The sequence below is a fragment of the Microbacterium sp. BDGP8 genome, assembly GCF_029991045.1.
Lineage (GTDB): Bacteria > Actinomycetota > Actinomycetes > Actinomycetales > Microbacteriaceae > Microbacterium > Microbacterium plantarum.
Genome location: NZ_CP120712.1, coordinates 3,263,708 through 3,286,082, shown reverse-complemented (window position 1 = coordinate 3,286,082; position 22,375 = coordinate 3,263,708). Strand labels below are relative to the sequence as shown.

The 22,375-nt window shown below is 69.4% G+C and carries 17 protein-coding genes; 13 read left to right on the top strand and 4 right to left on the bottom strand.

From position 1 onward, the window contains the following. Positions 1-17 precede the first annotated feature (17 nt). Both murJ and P6897_RS15835 read right to left on the bottom strand, forming a co-directional pair. Entirely contained in the window at positions 18-1,613 is a 1,596-nt protein-coding gene (murJ, locus tag P6897_RS15840) for a murein biosynthesis integral membrane protein MurJ (RefSeq protein WP_282501747.1), read from the bottom strand. Beyond that, positions 1,610-3,748: a DUF6049 family protein gene (locus P6897_RS15835; protein ID WP_282501746.1), complete on the bottom strand. Its 2,139-nt coding sequence runs from the start codon at positions 3,746-3,748 to the stop codon at positions 1,610-1,612. Before P6897_RS15835 ends, murJ begins: the two co-directional genes overlap by 4 nt. A gap of 126 nt (positions 3,749-3,874) precedes the next feature. Here P6897_RS15835 and P6897_RS15830 point away from each other — a divergent pair, with 126 nt between their 5' ends. From P6897_RS15830 to P6897_RS15800, 7 genes are all read left to right on the top strand, one after another. Then, on the top strand, positions 3,875-5,392 hold the full coding sequence (locus P6897_RS15830) for a methyltransferase (RefSeq protein WP_282501745.1): 1,518 nt from the start codon (positions 3,875-3,877) through the stop codon (positions 5,390-5,392). 45 nt (positions 5,393-5,437) lie between these two features. Continuing rightward, positions 5,438-6,871 carry a CCA tRNA nucleotidyltransferase gene (locus P6897_RS15825; protein WP_282501744.1) on the top strand — a complete coding sequence of 478 codons (1,434 nt, stop codon included), beginning with the start codon at positions 5,438-5,440 and terminating at the stop codon, positions 6,869-6,871. A 79-nt stretch (positions 6,872-6,950) separates the two neighbouring features. After that, positions 6,951-8,279 (top strand): GAF domain-containing protein, encoded by a 1,329-nt coding sequence (locus tag P6897_RS15820; RefSeq protein WP_282501743.1) that lies wholly within the window; start codon positions 6,951-6,953, stop codon positions 8,277-8,279. Between the two features lie 74 nt (positions 8,280-8,353). Beyond that, positions 8,354-8,890: a putative glycolipid-binding domain-containing protein gene (locus tag P6897_RS15815; RefSeq protein WP_282501742.1), complete on the top strand. Its 537-nt coding sequence runs from the start codon at positions 8,354-8,356 to the stop codon at positions 8,888-8,890. Between the two features lie 25 nt (positions 8,891-8,915). Continuing rightward, a complete protein-coding gene (malQ, locus tag P6897_RS15810) occupies positions 8,916-11,069 on the top strand; it encodes a 4-alpha-glucanotransferase (protein WP_282501741.1) in 2,154 nt (717 codons plus the stop codon). Between the two features lie 85 nt (positions 11,070-11,154). Further along, the gene (locus tag P6897_RS15805; RefSeq protein WP_282501740.1) at positions 11,155-11,664 is read left to right on the top strand and encodes a DUF2231 domain-containing protein; all 510 of its coding nucleotides are present in this window, start codon (positions 11,155-11,157) and stop codon (positions 11,662-11,664) included. Positions 11,665-11,677: 13 nt separating this feature from the next. Further along, positions 11,678-12,193 (top strand): DUF2231 domain-containing protein, encoded by a 516-nt coding sequence (locus tag P6897_RS15800; protein WP_114587537.1) that lies wholly within the window; start codon positions 11,678-11,680, stop codon positions 12,191-12,193. Positions 12,194-12,261: 68 nt separating this feature from the next. On the opposite strand, the gene P6897_RS15795 is transcribed toward P6897_RS15800, so the two are convergent. Beyond that, positions 12,262-15,951 (bottom strand): family 43 glycosylhydrolase, encoded by a 3,690-nt coding sequence (locus tag P6897_RS15795; RefSeq protein ID WP_282501739.1) that lies wholly within the window; start codon positions 15,949-15,951, stop codon positions 12,262-12,264. Positions 15,952-16,143: 192 nt separating this feature from the next. On the opposite strand from P6897_RS15795, the gene P6897_RS15790 reads away from it, so the two are divergent. After that, a complete protein-coding gene (locus P6897_RS15790) occupies positions 16,144-17,691 on the top strand; it encodes an aldehyde dehydrogenase family protein (RefSeq protein WP_112615445.1) in 1,548 nt (515 codons plus the stop codon). 19 nt (positions 17,692-17,710) lie between these two features. Beyond that, complete coding sequence (locus P6897_RS15785; protein ID WP_274179137.1) at positions 17,711-18,175, top strand: DUF779 domain-containing protein; 465 nt, start codon at positions 17,711-17,713, stop codon at positions 18,173-18,175. Here P6897_RS15785 and P6897_RS16395 read toward each other — a convergent pair. Beyond that, positions 18,135-18,632: a putative immunity protein gene (locus P6897_RS16395; protein WP_323987789.1), complete on the bottom strand. Its 498-nt coding sequence runs from the start codon at positions 18,630-18,632 to the stop codon at positions 18,135-18,137. The genes P6897_RS15785 and P6897_RS16395 overlap by 41 nt on opposite strands. Before the next feature lie 111 nt (positions 18,633-18,743). Here P6897_RS16395 and P6897_RS15780 point away from each other — a divergent pair, with 111 nt between their 5' ends. The 4 genes from P6897_RS15780 to P6897_RS15765 all read left to right on the top strand — a co-directional run bounded on the left by P6897_RS15780 (position 18,744) and on the right by P6897_RS15765 (position 22,333). Beyond that, on the top strand, positions 18,744-19,376 hold the full coding sequence (locus P6897_RS15780; RefSeq protein WP_282501738.1) for a TMEM175 family protein: 633 nt from the start codon (positions 18,744-18,746) through the stop codon (positions 19,374-19,376). A gap of 130 nt (positions 19,377-19,506) precedes the next feature. Further along, positions 19,507-20,556: a LacI family DNA-binding transcriptional regulator gene (locus tag P6897_RS15775; RefSeq protein ID WP_112615439.1), complete on the top strand. Its 1,050-nt coding sequence runs from the start codon at positions 19,507-19,509 to the stop codon at positions 20,554-20,556. Then, complete coding sequence (locus P6897_RS15770) at positions 20,553-21,497, top strand: sugar ABC transporter permease (protein ID WP_112615437.1); 945 nt, start codon at positions 20,553-20,555, stop codon at positions 21,495-21,497. The genes P6897_RS15775 and P6897_RS15770 overlap by 4 nt, the downstream gene beginning before the upstream one ends. After that, complete coding sequence (locus P6897_RS15765) at positions 21,494-22,333, top strand: carbohydrate ABC transporter permease (protein WP_220118278.1); 840 nt, start codon at positions 21,494-21,496, stop codon at positions 22,331-22,333. Before P6897_RS15770 ends, P6897_RS15765 begins: the two co-directional genes overlap by 4 nt. The last annotated feature ends 42 nt before the right edge of the window (positions 22,334-22,375 follow it).

Sequence of the window (22,375 nt, the reverse complement as noted above, 5' to 3'; positions counted from 1 at the left end):
GCCGTGGGGGAGGGGTGTCAGCGGCCGAGGATGCGGCGCACCGTGCGCACGGCTGTGCCGAGCTCCGGGGCACGGAGGAGTGCGAGGAGGATGACGTAGACGACGAGGGTCGCCAGGCCGATGACGGCTCCGCCGAACAGGGCTCCGAGGTAGCCGCCGGCGACCCAGCCCGCGCTGCCGCCGAGAAGAGCGAAGACGAGCCAGCCGACGGCGGCGGCGGGGATGCCGGCGACGACGAAGCGGACGACGGCGCGGACGGCTCCGCCGAGGCCGAGCGGACCGATCTTGCGTCGCAGCAGGATGACGGCGAGAGCGAGCTGGACGACGTTCGCGAGCGACTGCCCGAGGGCGATGCCGACAGCGAGGTGCTCGAGGGGCAGGATCGCGGCAGCGATGAGGGCGGTGACGACCACCAGCACCGCTTGTGCGAGAGTGAAGAAGAAGGGAGTGCGAGTGTCCTGGTGGGCGTAGAACGTCCGCTGCAGCACGAACTGGAACGACAGCGGCAGGAGAGCCACCAGGTACGCCGCGAGGACCCAGGCGAAGGCCTGGGCGGCATCCGGGGTCTTCGTGAAGACGCGGGAGATCGGAACGATCGCCGCCACGATCGCCGCGAGGGCTCCGACCATGAAGATCCCGATGGTGCGGGTCGCCGAATTCAGATCGGCCCGCAGTGCGTCGGGCCGGTTCGCGGAGACGTGTTCGCTGAGGCGCGTGAAGTACGGCGTGCCGATCGACAGCACGATCACCGAGAAGGGGAGCATGAAGACGAGCCAGGCGTATGACAGGACGGCGATCGACGGGCCGCTCGATGACGCCGAGCCGACGATGTTGGTCTGGATGAGCCCGGCGATCTGACCGACGACGACCATGAGGAACGTCCACCCGGCCAGTCGTCCGATGTGGCGGAGCCCGATGCCGCGCCAATGGAAGTCGGGGCGGACGCGCAGCCCGGCACGGCGCCAGAAGAGCAGCAGGACGAGGGCCTGGAACACGATGCCGAGCGTCGCTGTGCCGCCCATGATCGCGACCATCGTCGGGGTCCAGCCCGCGGCATCCTCACGGACGCCGAACATCCAGATGAACACCAGGAAGCCGGCGATCGAGACGACGTTGTTGATGATCGGCGACCACGCGAACGGCCCGAAGACCCGGCGGGCGTTCAGGATCTCGCCGAGCAGCGCGTACAGGCCGTAGAAGAGCAGCTGGGGGAGGCACCAGTATGCGAAAGCCAGCGCCAGCGCCTGCGTCTCGGGCGCGAGTTTGTCGCCGTATGCGATCACGAGCAACGGGGCGGCGATGACGGCCAGCGCCGTCGTCACCGCCAGGGCGATCACCCCGAGGGTCAGCAGCTTGGACACGAAAGCGCTGCCGCCGTCGCGGTGCTTGGCCGCCTGGATGATCTGGGGGACGATCACGCCGGCCAGGAGGCCGGAGGAGATGATCGCGTAGATGTTGTTGGGCAGCTGCGTGGCGAGCGTGAAGGCGTCCGCCGCACCGGCGCCCACGGTCCCCAGCGCCGCGGCGAGCACGATGTTGCGCACGAGGCCCGTGACCCGGGAGACGAGTGTTCCCGCGGCGACGACCGCTCCTGCCCGGCCGATTCCGCTCACTCGGTGTTCTCCTGCTGTTCGGGGATGTCGTTCTGTCCGGAGGGGGTCTCGCTCCGCCGACGTCGCAGCTTCAGAATCGTCCGGATCACGCCGCCTGCGATGAGGACGACGACGACGATGACGATGGCGGTGATGCCGACCGACTCCCACTCGGCGCGCACGGTGAGGCCGATGCGCTCCGACGCGCCGATCGGCACGGCGGCCGTGCTCCGCAGCTGCAGGCTCAGGGTGGTCTCGCCGCTTCCGACGCGTGCCTCGACCGGCACGTCGACGCGGGTGTTCTGCTGCGCGCCCGCTTCGACGATCGTCGTCTTCTGCACGATCAGGCGGGGGTCGCCGGTCTCGGCGAAGAGCACGAGCGAGACCGGCCAGGGCAGGTCGTTACGCACGGTGACAGGGATCGGGGCACTCGTCGCGAGGAAGTTGATCGTGCCGGGGTTGGCGATGCCGACCGCGTCCAGCGTGCTCTCGGTGTTCTCCTCGTGCTGCGCCACGGCCGCTGCCCAGCCGATCGGCTCGGCCAGCCAGGCGTCGCCGATCAGCTGGAGGATGGCGGTGCGTTCCCGCGCTGTCAGCTGCGCGGGTTCGACCAAGGCCGTGGCGAAGGTCGCGAGCCGTTCCTCGTCGGCGAGGAAGCGCTGCAGGGCTGCGACGCGATCGTCATCGGCGGGGATATCGGCAACGGTGACCTGGGCACGGTCGGCGGCGCGGAGATCCTGGAGTGAGGTCGGCGTCGCTCCCGGGCTGCCGGTGACCGCTGTGATGGCCGCTCGGACGCTCGCGCGTGAGGTCGTCGCGGGACGGTCGATCGTCGCCACGATCGGGCGGTCGCCGCTCAGGGCGACCTGCGCGTTCGCCGCAGCGAGCTCGGCGTTGCGAACCGGTGCGTCGTCGGATGCCGCGGCGACGCGCGCCAGCTCGGCCGAGACCACCTGGTCGTACACGAGCAGGTCGGCGTCACCGATAGCGGCGCGAACCCCGCCATCGCCCCCGGAGACGGTGTCGGACGGCACGAGAATCAGCGCGTCGGCATCCGCTCCGGCCTGAGCGTCGACGGTCGTGACGACGTTCGCGCCGGCGGTGCCGCTGGCGGGCCAGAAGACGTCGCGAACAGTGTTCGCCGCGGTTCCGACCGCGAGGAGCTGACGCGTGTCGGGCACGCTGGCGGGAGCGGTGGAACCCGCTGCGGCGCTGAAGTTCGCCGGGTCCGCGTACGGCTCGAGCGTCGTGGGTTCGAGCGGGGCTGTCAGGCCGGCGTGCACCTGGGTCGCGAGGTCGGCGTCGCCGAACTGCAGGGCGAAGCGTTCGTTGGGAAGCGCCATGAGGCTCGTGAGCCAGCCCACGGCATCTGCCGGCGCACCCGAGCCCAGCACGCGGATCGACGCCACGATCGCGGGATCGATCGCGAGAACCGCAGTCGTCCCGGTGACGGCGTCGAGAACCGCGCTGAGCGCCCCGTCTTCGGCGGTGAGCTCCGTGAGCTCGGTCGCCGTGAGCAGGCCTGTGGTGCGGGCCCCTGCGGTGATGGGGACGATGACGGTCGCCGTGCGTGCCGGGGCGTCGGGACGGGGCACGGTGATGACCGTGCGCGCCGAGCCGCCGGGGCCCGACACGGCGATCGGGTACACGCCGGGGGCGAGACCGACGAGGTTCTTCTCGGTCGCCGGGATCGATACGTCGGTGGCGCGCTCGTCACCCGCGGGGAGCTCGGCGACGTCGGCGCGCGCGACCTCTTCGAAGGCCGGCAGGGCTTCGTCAGCGTCAGCGTCGGGCCGCAGCCAGTCGACGACCGCCTGTGGGGAGGTCAGGGCCGAGCGTGACAAGGTCACCGACAGCGCGCCGGCGGGCAGCGCGCGCGGCGATCCGTTGCGCTGGTCGACCGAGATGACGGCGTCCGCGCCGGTTGCGACGATGCCGCCGCTCGCGGGAGCGGCGATGAGCGAGGCGATGCCGGGGGATCCGGGCGTCGCACTGGCCGTCGGGGTCGGCGCCGGGCTCGGCGGGGAATCGGCGAGAGCGGCTGCCGGAGAGGCGAGAGGGGCCAGCGCGATCGCGGCAGCGGCGAGCCAGCCGAGCACGCGGGCACCGCGACGGCCGCGACGGGCGCGTGTGGTGGCAGGGGAAATGTCGGTCATGGCGGCTCTCGACCCGCTGCGATACCCGACCGCAGGGTCGCACAGAGTCTAGGGCGGCCCTGCTGTGCGTCATCCGAGGCGGGCCGGGCCTGCGGCTTTTCGCGCGTCGCAGGGTTGAATGGTCGAGTGACCCTGTACCCCGAGGCCGGCCGCTGCGCGGCTCTCCGTACCGACCTGGATGCCGCGGGATACCGCGCCGACGCCGTGCGAGCCCTCTGGGGAGGGATGGTCGACACCGCGGTGGGTCACGGACTCGTCGAGCCCGCCCGTCGCGTGCTCACGGGGCGCTCCGATGCCCTGGCAGTGCTGGCGGGGCTGCTCTTCCTGGGCGGGCCGGCATCGCGCGCTGCGGTGGATGCCGCACTGCCGTCTCTGGGAGCCACCGGGCTCGCAGAGCTCGGACTCGCGCACCTCGAGGGTGATCTCGTGGTTCCCGACGCCCTGGTGCGCCCGCAGGACATCGCGGATGCCGCGGGCGAGGGCCACTGGTGGATCGCGAGCGATCTCGACGAGGCGGCAGTGGGCGGCCCGCTGCCCACGGGTCATGTTCTCGGCGTCGGCGGTGCGTCATTGACACTCGCGGGACTGCAGCTGACGTCACGGGTCGGGCGCGTGCTCGACATCGGCACGGGGTGCGGCATCCAGGCTCTTCGCGCGCGGCGCGCGGGTGACAGGGTCGTGGCCACGGACGTCTCTGAGCGCGCTCTCGCCTTCACGCGCTTGAACGCACTCCTCAACGACGTCGACGGGATCGAGACGCGGGCCGGCAGCCTGTTCGAGCCGGTCGCCGGCGAGCAGTTCGAGCGGGTCGTCTCCAATCCGCCGTTCGTGATCACGCCGCGCGTGGAGGGCGTCCCCGCGTACGAGTACCGCGATGGCGGGATGTCGGGCGACGACCTCGTGGCGGCTTTCGTGCGCGGCGTCGGTCCGGTGCTCGCTCCTGGCGGTGTCGCGCAGCTGCTCGGCAACTGGGAGTACCGCGCCGGCGAGGACGGCCTCGATCGCGTGCGCTCCTGGGTGTCGGAGTCGCCGGTGGCCCTGGATGCCTGGGTCGTCGAGCGTGAACAGCTCGACCCGCTCGCCTACGCCGAACTCTGGGTCCGCGACGGCGGCACCGCTCCGGGGTCACCGGCGTATGCGCCGCTCGTGCAGGCGTGGCTCGACGATTTCGCCGCGCGGGGGGTCATCGCCGTGGGGTTCGGCTACATCACGCTGCACCGCCCGACCGTCATCCCCACGCTCGCCCGATACGAGCGCATCGCAGGCAACATCCCCGGCGCCCTCGGCCCGCATATCGGAGAGTCGCTCAGCGCGTGGCAGCGACTCTCGAGCATGACGGACGCCGATCTGGATGCGGCGGTGCTGCGGGTCGCGCCAGATGTGACCGAGGCCCGCCATCACGTTCCCGGAGCCGAGGACCCTCAGGTCATCGAACTGCGTCAGGGAGCGGGCTTCGGCCGGGTGCTCGACGTCGATCCCGCGCTCGCCGCCCTCGTCGGGGCCAGCGACGGTGATCTGCCGGTCGGTGTGCTCGTCGCGGCGATCGCCGACCTGCTCGACGTGGACGCCGTCGCCCTGCGTGCCGACCTGTTGCCGCGCGTGCGCGAGCTGCTGTTCACGGGTTTCCTGCGTTTCGCCGATTGATCGCGGACTCGGGAGCTCCGGGGGAGGGCCGGTAGGCTCGGAGGCATGCTGAACATGGCCGAGGGTGTCGCGCGCCTGGGTGCCCTGGCAGCGTCTCCCGTCGTCTCGGCGCTCGCCGACGCGTTCGAGCGCGCGGGCTTCGAGCTGGCCATCGTCGGGGGGCCCGTGCGCGATGCGCTGCTGGGACGCGCGACCAACGATCTCGACTTCACCACGAACGCCCGACCCGACGACATCCTTCGGGTCGTCGAGCCTCTCGCCACCGCGACGTGGGACATCGGACGCGCCTTCGGCACGATCGGTGCGAAGGTGCGCGGCGAGCAGATCGAGATCACGACCTACCGCGCCGACAGCTACGACGGACTGACCCGGAAGCCCACGGTGGAGTTCGGCGACACCCTCGAGCAAGATCTCGCGCGCCGCGATTTCACCGTCAATGCGATGGCCCTGCGCGTTCCGGGACCATCCCTGGTCGACCCGACGGGCGGAGTCGAGGACCTCGTCGCGACGACGCTGCGCACGCCGAGTGATCCCGCGGTGAGCTTCGGCGACGACCCGCTCCGGATGCTGCGCGCCGCGCGCTTCGCCTCCCAGCTCGGCTTCTCGCTCGATCCCGCCACCGAGCAGGCGATGACCGAGCTGCGCGAGACGCTCTCGATCGTGAGCCCCGAGCGGGTGCAGGGCGAGCTGGTGAAGCTGCTCCGCACCGACGACCCCGCGCGCGGCATCCGACTGCTCGTCGACACCGGCCTCATGCAGCTCGTGCTGCCCGAGGTGCCGGCGCTGCGCCTCGAGATCGACGAGCACCATCACCACAAGGACGTCTACGAGCACTCGCTGACGGTGCTGCGCCAGGCGATCGAGCTCGAGCACGAACGGCATCCCGGCGCGGAGCCCGACGTGGTGCTGCGCCTCGCGGCGCTCCTCCACGACATCGGCAAGCCCGCGACGCGCAAGCTCGAGCCCGGTGGGGGAGTGAGTTTCCACCACCACGACCTCAAGGGCGCACGCATGGCACGCAAGCGCCTGCAGGCCCTCCGCTTCGACTCCGACACGATCTCGTCGGTGAGCCGTCTGGTCGAACTGCACCTGCGCTTCTTCGGGTACTCCGAGGGCGCGTGGACCGACTCGGCCGTGCGGCGGTACGTCCGTGACGCGGGCGACGAGCTGGAGCGACTCCACATCCTCACGCGCGCCGATGTCACGACGCGGAACAAGCGGAAGGCCGCCCGCCTGAAGTCGGCGTACGACGACATCGAGCGCCGCATCGACGAGCTGGCCGCGGCCGAGGAGCTCGGCGCCATGCGCCCGGAGCTCGACGGCAACCGCATCCAGGAGATCCTCGGGATCCGTCCGGGGCGTGAGGTGGGTGAGGCGTACCGGTTCCTCCTCGACATCCGCCTCGACGAGGGGATGATCGGCGAGGATGCGGCGGAGCAGCGTCTGCGCGAGTGGTGGGCCGCACGCTCGGACGGCTGACGACCGCGGTCAGCCCTACCGCGACGGGTTCGTCCGGCTTAGGCTGAGGGCGCTCCTTCACCGCCGATCGGAGTCGTCCGTGTCCTCGTCGTGGTCCGCGAAATGGGATGTCGCTCCCGAGTCGTCCCGTCTGCTGATCGAACGCGCGCGCGACGAGCTGCTGGCCGGGGCTGACGCCGAGCGTCGACTGAACGACGTCCGGTCGCTCGTCCGCGAATCGTGGCGCCGTTCGATGGCGAACCTCGTCCGCGCCGAGGCACTGCCACCGCTCGAGTTCGACGAACGAGCGCTGGCCGCATACCGTAGCGCCCACCCGCTCGCCGGGGTCATGGACATGGTCCGTGCGCTGCTCGTGCCGAGCACTGATTCCGGAGTGGTCGTCGCCGTGGGGGATGCCGCCGGCCGTCTGCTGTGGGTCGAAGGCGACACCAGCGTGCGGACCCTCACCGGCGACATGGGCTTCGTGGCGGGGGCGAACTGGTCGGAATCCGCCGTCGGCACCTCGGCGCCCGGGACGGCGCTTCAGCTCGACCGGTCGGTGCAGATCCGCGGGGCGGAGCACTTCAACCGCCTCGTGCAGCCCTGGTCATGCACGGCTGCACCGGTGCACGACCCCGAGACCCGCCGACTTATCGGCGTCATCGACGTGACCGGTCGGGCGGAGGCGGCCACGCCGCAGGCGCGACTCCTCGTCGACGCGACGGCGCGGGCGATCGAGAGTGAACTCCTGGTGGCGCGACTGCGTTCCCGGGCCGACCCGCCACGCGGCTTCGCCCGGCAGCGTCGACGGGATGCCGCAGCACCGACCGCCTCGACCCTGCGTGTGCTCGGTCGCGATCGCGCTCTCCTGGAGACTACTGATGCCTCCGGAGAGCGGATCGTCGAGGTGTCGGCTCGGCACGCCGACATCCTGCTGATGCTCGCCACCTACCGTCAGGGGCTTTCGGCGGAGCGACTCGCCGAGCTCGTCTACGGTCCCGACGCGACGGACACTCTTCGACCCGAGATGGTTCGGCTACGGCGGGTGCTCGAGCAGGCCGCCCCGCACCTCGTGCCGTTGTCGCGGCCCTACCGCCTTCCGGCCGAGCTCGAGACCGACGCGCAACAGGTGGCGTCCCTGCTCGACCGCGGCGCTCACCGCGTCGCCCTCGCGGCGTACGCGGGCCCGGTTCTGCCGGACTCGAGCGCTCCCGGGACGGAGGAGGTTCGTGATCGGCTTCGCGCCTCTCTGCGTGAGGCTCTCCTGGCGGAGGCATCGGTGGACGTGCTGCTGGAGTACGCCGACACAGACGATGGCGCGGACGACGTCGATGTCCTGCGTCTCTGCCTGCAGCTGCTTCCGGCACGGTCGCCGAAACGGGCGGGCATCGTCGCACGACTGACCTCCCTCGGCAACCCCGCGGACTGACCGTTTCGTCGTGGCGCAGCCGCTGGGAGGATGGCCGGACGATGTTGCACGTGAAACATCGGAGGAGGCGACCGATGAGGACGACACGAATCTCATGGACGAGCATCGGATCCGTCGAGACGCTCGACCGGTGTACCGCGGAGTATTCCGATGACGGCATCCGCATCGTCGGAGAGGTCGATGGCGGAGACGGACCCTGTCGTTATGCGGTGCGAATCGATGAGCACGGCCTGTTCCATCACGCGGCGATCGAGTCGGGCGGGCGGACACTTCACGTCGAACTCGTGGACGGCGTGTGGTCGGTCGACGGTGAGGAGCGTCCCGATCTCGCCGGTGCGACCGACATCGACATCACGGCCACGCCGGCCACCAACGCTCTTCCGATCCGACGGCTTCGGCTCGCCGTGGGCGGCCGAGCCGACGTCGAGGTTGCGTGGGTGCAGGTGCCGTCGCTGGATGTCGCTCTGGGGCGCCAGCGCTACACGCGCGTCGGGCCGCGCGCTTACTGCTTCGAGTCGCGGGATCGCGACTTCCGGCGCACGCTCACCGTCGATGATGACGGCTTCGTCCTGAGCTACCCGGGAGTCTTCGAGCGGGTGACGGGATCGTGACCGACGTGGCGAAGAGGAGAAGACGATGACCGATGCGACCCCCGACGACGCCCCGACGCCGGCTCTCGTCTCGCTCGCCCGGGCATACGGCATAGCCACCGAATACTCGTCCTTCTCGGGCGAGCATGTCGATGTGCCCGCCACCACCCTCCGTGCGGTGCTGGCGGCCATGGGTGTGGTCGCGGATGACGACGCGGCAGCCGAGCAGGCGCTCGCCGAGTCGATAGCCGAACCCTGGCGGCGGCTCGTACCCGCCTCGACCGTCGTGCGCCGGGGTGGTGGGACGATCGAGCTGCATGTCGCCGACGGCAATGACGTCGAGGTGGCCATCGTGCTGGAAGACGGCTCGGTGCGTCCCCTTTCGATACCCGCTCAGCAGCCGGTCGCGCGCACGGTCGACGGCCGGACGCGCTGGCGGGTGCGCGTGCCGGTGCCCGAGGATGTCCCGCTGGGATGGCACACGGTCCAGGTGCGCCAGTACGGCGGGGAAGGCGATGTGCACGACAGTGGGGCGCTGATCGTCACGCCGGAACGCCTCACACCGCCACCCGCCGAACCGGGCCAGCGCTCGTGGGGACTCATGGCGCAGCTGTACTCGGTGCGGTCGCGGCGATCGTGGGGGATGGGCGATTTCGCCGACCTCGCCGACCTCGCTGCGATCGCGGGGGAGTCGGGCGCCGACTATCTGCTGATCAACCCGGTGCACGCCGCGGAGGTCACGACGCCTGTCGAGCCGTCGCCCTACCTGCCGTCGTCGCGCCGATTCCTCGCGCCGCTGTACGTCCGCCCGGAGCTCATTCGGGAAGCGGCATACCTCTCCGAGTCCGGTCTCGATCGCTTCCACCGGCTGCAGCGGGACGCAGCCGCCGCCAACACGGACGCGGAGCGCATCGATCGGGATGCGGTCTGGAGCGCGAAACGAGAGGCGCTCGCGCTCGTTCATGACGTCGAGCTCTCTCCCGCCCGACGCGCGCAGCGTGACGCCTTCGCGCGGCGGGAGGGGTCGGCACTCGCCGACTTCGCCCTGTGGTGCGCGCTGCGCGAGCACGAAACGGAAACGGGCGACCGGCTCCCGGACGGAATCGCAATCGATGACCCCGCGGTGGGTGCGCTGCGGGAACAGCTGGCTGAGCGCATCGCGTTCCACGTGTGGCTGCAGTGGATCGTCGACGAGCAGCTCGGCGACGCGGCTGCCGCCGCGGCTGCCGCCGGAATGCGGATCGGCATCATGCACGACCTTGCCGTCGGCGTCTCGACGACCGGGTCGGACGCGTGGTCGCTCCGTGATCTGTACGCGCCGGGCGTCGTGGTGGGCGCACCTCCCGACATGTACAACCAGCAGGGCCAGAACTGGAATCAGCCACCGTGGCTGCCGCGTGCCCTCGCCGAGCATGCCTACGCGCCGCTGCGTGACATGCTCCGGTCGCTGCTGCGGCACGCGGGCGCCCTGCGGATCGATCACATCCTCGGATTCTTCCGCTTGTGGTGGATTCCAGAGGGGCTCGGGCCGGGCGAAGGCACGTACGTTCGCTATGACCACGAGGCCATGATCGGCGTGCTGGCTCTCGAAGCCCAGCGAGCCCGTGCGGTGATCATCGGCGAAGACCTCGGCCTCGTGGAGCCGTGGGTGCGCGATTATCTCGCCGAGCGCGGCATCCTCGGCACCTCGGTCCTGTGGTTCGAGAGCGACGACGACGGGGGACCGCTGCCTCCCGAGCGTTACCGTACCGACCTGCTCGCGACCGTCAACACGCACGACCTGCCGCCGACGGCCGGCTACCTCGACGGCGAGCACGTCGCCCTGCGCGCCCGGCTCGGCCTGCTGACCAGGTCGGTCGACGACGAGCTCGCCGATTTCGAGCGCGAGCGCGACCGGATGCTGGCGGAGCTGCGCTCTCGCGGGCTGATCTCCGACGGCGCGAGCCAGCAGGAGGTCGTCGAGGCTCTGCACGTCTTCCTCGCCGCATCGCCATCGCGCTTGCTGGGCGTCTCGCTCGTCGATGCCGTCGGCGAGAAGCGCGTGCAGAATCAGCCCGGCACCGACGACGAGTACCCGAACTGGCAGGTTCCGCTGGCGGATGCCGACGGCAGAACCGTGCTGCTCGATGATCTCGCCTCGTCACCGAGGTACCGCTCGCTGCTGGATGCTGTCGAGCGGGCCCTGCGCGGCCGCCCGTAGAGGTCGCGCGCCGGGCTTGTCAACCCGGTACGTGTCGTACCCCGGGGAACCCGTACGGTCGGGGCGTCGGACGAGAGGAGACGCCATGGTCGACACCGCACCCCTGACGCGTGCGAAGTATCCGCGGTCGCTGATCGCGGGGCCCTACGGGCACCCCTTCCACGCGATCGCGATCATCCTGCCGATCGGCGCCTGGGTGTCGGCATCCGTCTTCGACGTCATCGCCGTCATGAGTCCGGATGCCGCCGTCTTCGCCCTCGGCGCCCGCATCCTCATCGCGATCGGTCTTCTGGGCGCCGTCGTCGCGTCGGTGCTGGGGCTGATCGACTGGAGCAGCATCCCGAAGGGCACCCCTGCGCGGGCGACGGGGCTGACCCACATGATCCTCAACCTCATCGCGATGTCGGTGTTCGCAGGAAGCCTCGCGCTTCGCGTCGACGAGGAGACCGTGCCGACCCTGGCGATGATCGCGAGTTTCGGTGGACTCGCCCTTCTTTCGGTGTCGGGGTGGCTGGGCGGGAAGCTCGCCCACACCTACGGCGTCCGCGTCGCGACCGAGACGACCCAGGCCGAGGGCCTGGAACCGCTGCCCTGACCGAGGAGAGATCATGACCGACCTGGACACCCGTCCCGACAAGCGGCCCGCGAACCCCCTCGCCGGCCCCTACGGACACCCGTTCCACCCGATCGCCGTCACGATCCCGATCGGGGCGTGGATCGCGAGTTTCGTCTTCGACATCATCGGCCTGATCGTCGCCGACCCGACGCCGTATGCCGTGGGTTCGCGCGTCCTGATCGGGATCGGGCTGGTTGGCAGTGTCGTGGCTATCGTGCTGGGCATCTTCGACTACCTCCGCATCCCCGATCGGACGCGCTCGTCGAGCACCGCCACGATCCACATGGGGCTGAACTTCGTGGTGTGCGGCGCGTACCTGTTCCAGCTCTTCCTGCGGACGTCGACCGACGACATCCCCATCGCGGGCGTCATCTTCAGCGCCGTGAGCCTGCTGACCCTCAGCGCGTCGGGATGGCTCGGGGGCAAGCTCGCCTATCGCTACGGCGTCCGGGTGGCCCACGAATCGAAGCAGGCCGAGGGATTCGTCACGCGACGCAACCGGCACTGAGCGCGATCGAAACGGGCGGCGACCTTCTGGAGAAGGCCGCCGCCCGTTGGCGTCGGTGGGCGCCGGTGTCAGGCGGCGCTTGCCCGGCGTGCGGGCCGAACCGACCACAGCACGCCTCCCGCGACGAGCAGGAGCGCAGCCAGCAGCGCGCCACCGAGCGGCGCCTGAGCGCCGGTGACGGCGAGCTGCCCGGAGGCGACCACGGTGATCGCCGCACTGTCGATCACCTGACCGTCGGCACCGAAGACCACGATCGTGTGGGCGCCCGTGTCCAGATCGGCGGGGATGCGGACGTCGAACGCGACGCGCCCGTTCGCATCGGCGGCCGGGATGCCCGACACCCGGATCGGGTCGCTCCGCAGCTCGGCGGTGACCTGCTCGCGGGCCTCGAGACCGGTGACCGTCACCCGCACGGCCTGTCCGCGCTCGACCGTCGTGGCCGAGACCGACACGATCGGGGCCGCGGTGCCGGGCTCGGTCGGGTTCGGCTCGGTCGGGTTGGGCTCCGTCGGGTTGGGCTCGGTCGTGCCGGGCACCTCGCGCGGGTCGACGCTCGCGAGCGTCGGCGTCACGGTCTGGAACAGCCCGTCCTCACCGATCTCGAGGCGATCGATCGTCGTCTCGCGGTTGGTGCCGTTGCCGCCGGGGATGGCGAACCGGTGGTAGGCGATGTACCACTCGTCCGTTCCCGGGACGTTGATGATCGAGCTGTGGCCGGTGCCGAGGATCCCCTGCGACGGGTCCTTCTGCAACAGGAGGCCCCGGTAGGTCCACGGTCCGTCGATGCTGGTCGACGTCGCGTAACCGACGCGGTAGTTCTCCGAACCGGTGTCGTCGATCGAGTACGTCAGGTGGTACGTCCCGTCGCGGTAGTTCAGGAAGAGTCCCTCACGGAAGTCGACCAGTCCGTCGATCGGTGTGATCGTCCCGTCCTCGACGCTCAGCATGTCGTCTGACAGCTCGCCGTAGACGGGGCGTCCGTTGCCCCAGAAGAGGTACGACTTGCCGGTCCCCGGGTCGGTGAACGCGGCCGGGTCGATCGCCTGACCACTGTTGACGGCCTCGTCGTTGGTGATCATCGGCTCCGCCTGCGCGGTGAACGGTCCTTCGGGACTGTCGGCGACGGCGACGCCGATCATCTTGCGGTTCGCGTTCGGCTCGTGACCGCTGAAGTAGAAGTAGTACTTTCCGCCCTTCTCGATGATCGTCGGAGCCCACGCATTCCCGGTGGCCCACGGAACGTTCCCGTTCGCGCCGTCGAGCGTCAGGATGGGCTCGTCCGACCGTGTCCAGTCGATCAGGTTCTTCGACGTCCAGACGTAGAACGTGTTGCCGCCCCAGCCGGGGGTGCCGTCGGTGGTCGCGTAGATGTAATAGGTGTCACCGAACACGGCGATGTTCGGATCGGCGTACAGCCCCGGCAGCACCGGGCTCTTCATCTCCACGGCCTCGAGCGTCCAGACGACGTCGGGCTGTCCGGGGGTCGTGAGCGTGACGGTGGCGGGCTTGCTCAGGTCGAGGACCGTGCCCGACGGGGGCGTGGCCGTCGTGCCGGATGCCGTGGTGAACACCGGGCGCAGCTGCGTCAGATCCGTGCCGCGGTTCACCGGGAACAGGACCGTGCGGGCGTCGGTGTCGACGATCGGCGCGACTTTGAGTGCATCGGCATCCTGCAGGCTGACGGCACCGAGCGCGCCGGAGTTGCCGGAGTTCTGCACAATCTCTTCGGGGGTCAACGCGCGGTTGTACAGCGCGAACTCGCGCATCTGACCGCGGAACAGGTTGTCGGCGTTGTAGACCGACTTGCCCAGGTAGTTCGCCAGCGTGCTGCCGCCGCCGATGTCACCGGGGCGCACCGTCACGTTCGTGTTCTCGGCGACCTGCTGACCGTCGAGGTACAGCCGTGCCGTGTTCCCGCTCAGGGTGTAGGTGAGGTGCACCCAGCGGTCGCGGGGAAGCGCCGCACCCGAGGTGACGTTCTGCTCGCCGCTCCAGTTGCCGGTGGTCAGTGCCGCGCGGTACTGGTCGCCGGTCGAGAACAGGTAGCCGTTGCCGGCACCGTCAGCGCCGGTGTTGCCGAAACCGTAGAGGAAGTACGGGGTGCGCTGGGCCGGGTCGATCCGCAGCTCGGCCTCGACCGTGATGTCGTCGACGCCGACGAGGACGTTGTCGGGCAGGTCGACGTAGTCGTCGGTGCCGTCGAAGGTGAGCGCGCCGTCGGTGAACGTCGCACCGCCGCGTACCTGGGCGTCACGCCCGGCGCCGGAACGGTCGTGAAGCACCGCGCCCGCGGCATCCGTGAAGTCGTAGCGCAGCAGCTCGCCCTTCTCGTTCGCCGCGAGGGGCTGCGGCAGGTTGGCGCGCAGCGCTTCGAGTTCGGCCGCGGTCACCGGCATCACTGTGCCATGGCGCGGGCTCGCGGGCAGGCGGTAGCTCGCGGGCACCTGCCAGTCCGGCGCGTCGAGGTCATCCGTTCCCAGGGGGATGTAGCCGCGTCCGCCGTATTCGTCGACGAAGAGGTAGTAGTTCGACCCGGAGGTGTCGCCGGGGTTGGCCGCGAAGATGGTGGGGCCTTCGACGGCGCCGAGTCCGGCATCGCGACCGATGCAGCTGTCGATCAGCTTCCAGGCGGGGTCGGCTGCGTTCCAGCTGGGATCGCTTCGGTCATCGACGGCGGTCAGGCTGGTCGAGGACTCCTGGATGATGTCGCGGCATCCGGTCGTGCTGGCTTCATCCTTCGTGAATCGGTAGTAGGTGCCGTTGTCCTTGAGGACCGTGGAGTCGATGCGCGATGCTCCGAAGTCCTGCCAGACCTTCGGCTCGCTGAACGTCGTGAAGTCGCGGGTCGTCGCGTACATCATGGTCTGGTAGAAGCTGCCCGTATGGTTCGGGTCGTCCTCGCCGAAGAGCGACGATGCCCAGAACACCACGTACTCGCCGAGTGCCTCGTCGTAATAGGCCTCGGGCGCCCATGTGTTGCCCGCGTTGTCGGGGGCGACGCGGACGTGGCGCTGCTCGCTCCAGGTGACGAGGTCATGCGACTCCCACACCTCGAGGTACTTCGAACCCTGCGTCTGTGCTCGACCCCAGTCGCCGTTGCGGCCGATGGAGAGGTCGGTGGCGATGAGGTAGAACGTGTCGCCCTCGGGCGAGCGGATGAGGAACGGGTCGCGCAGACCCCTCTCGCCTTCCGTGGAGGTGAGCGTCGGCTCGCCGCCGTTGAGCTCGGTCCACGACAGTGCGTCGTTGCCGTTGCTGGCGGCGAAGTAGATGTTCTCGCCCGCGACGGAGTTTCCCGTGAAGTAGGCGAACGTGTAGCCCTCGAAGGCTCCGATGTTCGCGGCCTTGCGCACTGCGGCCGGAAAGGAGCGGGTGAGCGTCGTCGCGCCCTTCGTGACGGATGCCGTGAGCGCGACGGTGGTGTCTTCCTCGGAACGCGTGACGATGCCGTCAGCGGTGATGACACTCGTGTCGGCCGACGACCAGGTCACGTCGAGTCCCTGCGAGGTCGTCGGCAGCGTGAGGTTGCCGCGCACGTCGTCGATGTTCGTGACGGTTAGCGCGTCGAGCGCCGCCTGCGCGGCCTGACCGTCGGGGGTGTCGACGAACGCGACCTGCCCGGAATGCTGGAGTGGGCCAACTGCCTGAGCTGCGGCGGGGACGATGAGCGGCGCGGCGACGAGTGCGGCGACGATCGGGACGGCGAGCGTCCAGGGATGGTGTCGGCGCCAGGGCGCCGGGCGAGCGGATGCGGGCACGGGGGAACCTCTCGTATGCGTCGTTGCATGGCCGTCAGCACTGACGACGCTCGAATGTTAGCGCTCACAATTCGCGTAGCGCTAGTGCGCGGCATCCTCCCCGCCGAGCCGTGCAACGCGTTGCAACGTAGCGGGGCGTAGCGTGCCCGGCACCACCGCAGCATCGGCGCTGCGGGGAGTCGAGGAGATGACATGACCATCGTCGAAGAGGGCGTCTCGAGCGTCTACGCCGCTCCCGGTCAGCGCGGAGCCGTTGCAGAGTACCGCGCCCGCTACGGGCACTACATCGGCGGCGAGTTCGTCGAACCCGTCAAGGGGCAGTACTTCGAGAACATCACGCCCGTCACCGGAAAGCCGTTCTGCGAGGTGGGTCGAGGCACCGTCGAAGACATCGACCGCGCCGTCGACGTCGCCTGGCAGGCGTTCGCGTCGTGGAAGAAGACCACGCCGGCCGAGCGCGCTGTGATCCTCAACAGAATCGCCGACCGCATGGAACAGCACCTCGAGAAGATCGCGGTGGCCGAGACGTGGGAGAACGGCAAGCCCGTGCGCGAGACGCTCGCCGCCGACATCCCGCTCGCGATCGACCACTTCCGCTACTTCGCCGGCGTCCTGCGCGCCCAGGAGGGCTCGCTCAGCCAGATCGACGAAGACACCGTCGCGTACCACTTCCACGAGCCGCTCGGTGTCGTCGGGCAGATCATCCCGTGGAACTTCCCGATCCTCATGGCGACGTGGAAGCTCGCGCCCGCGCTCGCCGCCGGCAACTGCGTCGTGCTGAAGCCCGCCGAGCAGACACCCGCGTCGATCCTGTTTCTGTTCGAGCTGATCGGCGACCTGCTGCCCGCCGGCGTCGTGAACATCGTCAACGGATTCGGTATCGAGGCGGGCGCGCCGCTCGCGCAGCACCGCCGCATCCGCAAGGTCGCGTTCACGGGCGAGACGACGACGGGGCGCCTGATCATGCAGTACGCCTCGCAGAACCTCATCCCCGTCACGCTCGAGCTGGGTGGCAAGAGCGCCAACGTGTTCTTCGAGGATGTCGCGCGCGAGCGCGACGACTACTACGACAAGGCCCTCGAGGGCTTCACGTTCTTCGCCCTCAACCAGGGCGAGGTGTGCACGTGCCCGTCGCGGGCGCTCATCCAGCGGTCGGTGTACGACTCGTTCCTCGGCGACGGCCTCGACCGCGTCGGCAAGATCGTCCAGGGCAACCCGCTCGATCCGGCGACGATGATCGGTGCGCAGGCATCCAACGACCAGCTCGAGAAGATCCTGTCGTACATCGACATCGGCAAGGCCGGGGGAGCGAAGCTGCTCGCCGGTGGCGAGCGGGTCGACCTCGGCGGCGAACTGAGCGGCGGGTACTACGTGGCCCCTACGGTCTTCGAGGGCACGAACGACATGCGCATCTTCCAGGAGGAGATCTTCGGGCCGGTCGTCTCGGTGACGAGCTTCGACGACTTCGACGACGCGATCGGCATCGCGAACGACACCCTGTACGGACTCGGCGCCGGCGTCTGGAGCCGCTCGGGTGACACCGCCTACCGGGCCGGCCGTGCGATCGAGGCCGGGCGCGTGTGGACGAACACGTATCACCAGTACCCCGCGCACGCCGCTTTCGGCGGATACAAGCAGTCGGGCATCGGTCGCGAGAACCACCTCAAGATGCTCGACCACTACCAGCAGACGAAGAACCTCCTCGTGTCGTACGCCGAAGGCGCGATGGGCTTCTTCTGAGCCGCATCCACTCATCACCATGTCGAACGACACGTACAGCAGGGTCGCGGTGACCGACGCCGCCGCGGCCCTGCTGCGCGACCTCACCGCCCAGCACGGGCCGTTGATGTTCCACCAGTCGGGCGGATGCTGCGACGGCTCCGCCCCCATGTGCTACCCGGTCGGGATGTTTCTGACCGGCCCCGCCGACGTGAAGCTCGGGGATCTCGACGTCGGCCTCGACGACGCGATCGAGGTGTTCATCTCGCTCGCGCAGTTCGAGTACTGGAAGTACACGCACATCACGATCGACGCCGTGCCGGGTCGCGGCGCCGGCTTCAGCGTCGAGGGACCGACCGGGATGCGGTTCATCATCCGGTCGCGCATGCTCGACGACGCCGAGCTGGCGGCGTTCGGGCTGGTGCCGGTCACCGCAGTTGATGACATCGTTGCGGCACCCCGGACTAGTCCCGCGCTCGGATCGCCGAGTCCAGATCAATCATGAGCTGCGAGATCCGGGAGGTGCCCGGAGACGCGACCGGATACCGACGAAGTATCTCGGGCAGGGGCGGATTCGCCCGATGGGCGAGAACGCGAACCGTGGCGCCGTCCGCAGTTCCTGTTCTCAGCTCGGTGACCAGCGCGACGCATGCGGCCGCGCGGAGGATGTGACCGACTTGCGAGGCCTTGGCGATCGGGTGAAGGTAGGCGGCCGCGGCAGCGTCGCCGCATGCGAGCGCCGCAAGTCGAGCGGTCTCCTCCGAGGCGTCCTTGGCTGCGCGATGCGAGGCGAACGCGGCCGTTCGTTGCAGGTTCGACCGTGGCGCGCCATCCGTGAACATGCGCGCCGCACGGATCGCTTCGCGCGGCCGTGAATCCTGGGGGTTGACCGCTTCGAACTCGGGAAGCAGATCCTGTGCGCAATCGGAGGCGAATCGGACGACCGCCCGTAGCTCACCCATCGTCAGTTCGAAGTCTCCCGCTCCCATGCGCCCATTGTTTCGCGTGGCCGTAGGTGCTCTCGACGACCAGGGATCGCTGAACCACGGAACCCGGGCGCTAGCATCCTCGGCATGAGCGATGACGTCGCGCCGGAGCCCGGCATCCGGGGACTCAGCGCCGAGCGCACGAAGGCGTTCGTCGATGCGGTCGTCGCGATCGCGATGACGTTGCTGATCCTGCCGCTCATGGAGAGCGTCGGCGAGAGCGCGGGGCACGACCACACGACGTGGGAGTGGCTCGTCGATCAGCGCGATCAGCTGCAGAGCTTCCTCATCAGCTTCGTGCTCATCGCGATGTTCTGGATGCTGCACCACCGGCTCTTCGTGTCGGTGCACCGCATCACCCCGGGGCTCATGTGGATCACGGTCGCGTGGATGCTCACGATCGTCTGGATGCCGGTCGTCACCGCCCTCACCGACCAGGTCGCCGACGACGCGCTGCAGAAGGTGCTCTACATCGGAACGCTCGTCGTCACGAGCGGGATGCTGCTCGTGACGCGGATCTACCTGGTGCGGCATCCGGACCTGCACAGCGCGTCACGGGATGATCTGCGCCTGGGGATGTCGATCGATCTCTCGATGATCCTGCTGTTCCTGGTGGCGCTGGCGATCGCGCTCGTCTTCCCGGCTGTCGGCTACCTCGGGCTGTTCATCATGTTCCTCACCGGCACGGTGCAGAAGCTGATGGCCCGCACTCTGCGCTGACCCAGCCTCCCGGTCGCGGCGCGAGGTGAACGGGCGAAGCGGAGAACTGGGGTTGACAGGGGCGGGGGCGGGGTGAGAACGTTTACAACGTCCAGCGTTGGAAACGTTTACAACCGCTCGAGGGAGAGCCATGGTCCGCGTCACGATCACGCAGGTCGCCGCCCGCGCCGGCGTCTCCGTCGCGAGCGCGTCTCGAGCGCTGAACGGACTCGTCGCGAGTCCGGAGACCGCGGCGAAGGTGCGCGATGCGGCGCGCGAGCTCGGCTACGTGGCCGATGCCACGGCGCAATCGCTCAAGCGGGGCCGCACGTTGCAGCTGGGCTTCGCCGTCGCCGACATCGGCAACCCGGTATACGTCGAGATGATGGCGGCGGTCGAACAGGTGGTCTCGGCATCCGGATACCGCCTGCTGCTGTCGTCGACCGGCACATCGTCGTCTTCCGTGGATGTCGTCCGCGACCTCGGTCGGGGCTATGTCGACGGGCTGATCCTGTCGCCGCTGCGCGTCACCGACGAGCTGCTCACCGCGCTCGCCGCGGCTCCGATCCCGTTCGTCGTCCTCGGTCGGCTGCCCGCTTCGGCCGACTTCGACACCGTGCGCGCCGACTCTCCGACGGCGATGCGGCTCGTCGTCGACCACCTCGTCGACGAGGGACGCCGCGACATCGCGTTCATCAACGGCCCGACCGACACCACCCCCGGTGTCATGCGACGTGACGGTTTCATCGCGGCGGTGGGCCAGTACGACGACCTGCGGACGCGGCACGTCGACGCCGCCGACTTCACGATCGCCGCGGGCTACGACGCGGCGCTCCCGCTTCTCGAGCGGTCCGACCGGCCGGCGGCGGTGGTCGCGGCGAACGACCTGATCGGCGTCGGTGTCTTGCGTGCCGCCGAAGACCTCGGTCTGCGGGTCCCCGCCGACCTCGCTGTGACCGGCCTCGACAACACCGAGCTCGCCGAGGTCGTCCGCCCCGGGCTCACGAGCGTCGACCTCGGAGCGAAGGAGCGCGGTCGCGCCGCCGCCGAGATGCTCCTCGCCCGGATCGCCGACGACACGCGGCCGGCCCGCACCGTCACGGTTCCTCCCGCGCTGGTCGTGCGCGGCTCGACGTCGGCATCCGTCCCCGCGGCCCTCCGCCGCCCCGAGCCCATCGACGAAGAGAAGGCACACGGATGACCACGCTCGCTGAGACGAAGACGTCCTCGCGCCCACCCCGCGTCCGGCAGATCGGGCCGCGCGCCCGCGCTCAGCGCAAAGAGGCGATCGCCCTTGTCGCCCCCGCGCTTCTGCCGATCATCATCTTCTCTGTCATCCCGCTCGTCAGCGGCGTGCTCCTCGGATTCACGGATGCCACCCTCGCGCGCAACGCGGAGATCTCGTTCATCGGGCTCGACAACTTCATCGAGCTCGCCGGTGATCGCCGGTTCTGGCAGTCGTTCGGGATCGGCATCGTCTGGGCGGGGTCGGTCGCCCTCCTCACCCTGGTGAGCGCGATGGGTCTTGCTCTGCTGCTCAACAGCAACCTGCGGCTGAAGGGCCTGACCCGCGTTCTCGCACTCATCCCCTGGGCGATGCCGCCGGTGGTCATCGCGATCGTCTGGCGCATGATCTACAACCCCAACTCGGGCCCGCTCAACGGCGTGCTCGGCTGGCTCGGCATCCCGGGTGTGAACTGGCTCGGCGACTTCTCGACCGCGCTGCCCGCCGTCATCGTCGTCGGCGTCTGGGCCGGTATTCCGCAGACGACCGTGCTGCTTCTCGCGGGCATGCAGTCGATCGCCCCCGAGCAGCACGAGGCCGCGGCCGTCGATGGCGCGGGAGCCGCCCGCCGGTTCTGGCACGTCACGCTGCCCGCCCTGCGGCCCGTGATCATCGCGGTCACCGCGCTCGACTTCATCTGGCAGTTCAACTCGTTCGGCCTCATCTACGTGCTGACCGAGGGCGGCCCGGGCGGCCGCACGATGATCCCGCCGCTGTTCACCTACCTCGAGGCGTTCCGCAACCGCGAGATCGGGTACGCGTCGGCGATGGGCAACGTCCTCGTCGTGGCGATCCTGGTGATCCTTTCGCTGTACCTGATCAACCAGTTCCGGCAGAACAAGGGGGCCCGCAAGTGACCACCAAGCGCCCCCTGTACGCGACCGTCCTGATGTACCTGGCGCTCGCGGGCTACCTGATCTTCCTGGGCTTTCCGCTGCTCTGGCTGCTGTCGGCGTCGTTCAAGTCGACCCGAGAGCTCAACTCGCTCGCTGTGAACCTCATCCCGCAGCAGTGGGACTTCGGCAACTACATCGCCGCACTCGAGCGGCAGAATCTGATCACCGCGGCCGGCAACTCGGTGCTCGTCTCGATCGTCACGATGATCGTCGCGGTGCTGCTGTCGATGCCGATGGCCTACGCCCTCGCCCGGCTGAAGGGCCGGCTGCGCGCGGCCGGCACGGTGTGGATCCTCGTCAGCCAGGTGTTCCCGACGATCCTCATCATCATCCCGCTGTTCCTCGTGCTGCGGAGCCTGCAGCTGAACGACACCCTGTTCGGCCTCATCCTCGTCTACGTCACCTTCACGATGCCGTTCACGCTCTGGATGCTGCAGGGGTACGTCGCGGCGATCCCGCCGGAGCTCGAGGAAGCCGCCGAGATGGACGGTGCCGGCCGGTTCACCATCCTCCGCACCGTGATCCTGCCGCTGCTGGTGCCGGGACTGGTCGCCACGGCGATGTTCACCTTCGTCTCGGCCTGGAACGAGTTCTTCCTCGCGCTCGTGCTCATCCAGAGCCCGGAGCTGTACACGCTGCCCATCGCGTTGCGCTCGTTCCTCGGTGCCGAGGGGCAGACCCAGCTGGGGCCGCTGGCCGCCGGCGCCATCCTCGCCACGATCCCGTCGCTCATCATCTTCGGGATCCTGCAGAAGAAGCTCACCGGCGGCATGCTCGCCGGTGCCGTCAAGGGCTGACCTCCCCGTGACGACGAAACCCGAAAACCAGAAAGGCCACAC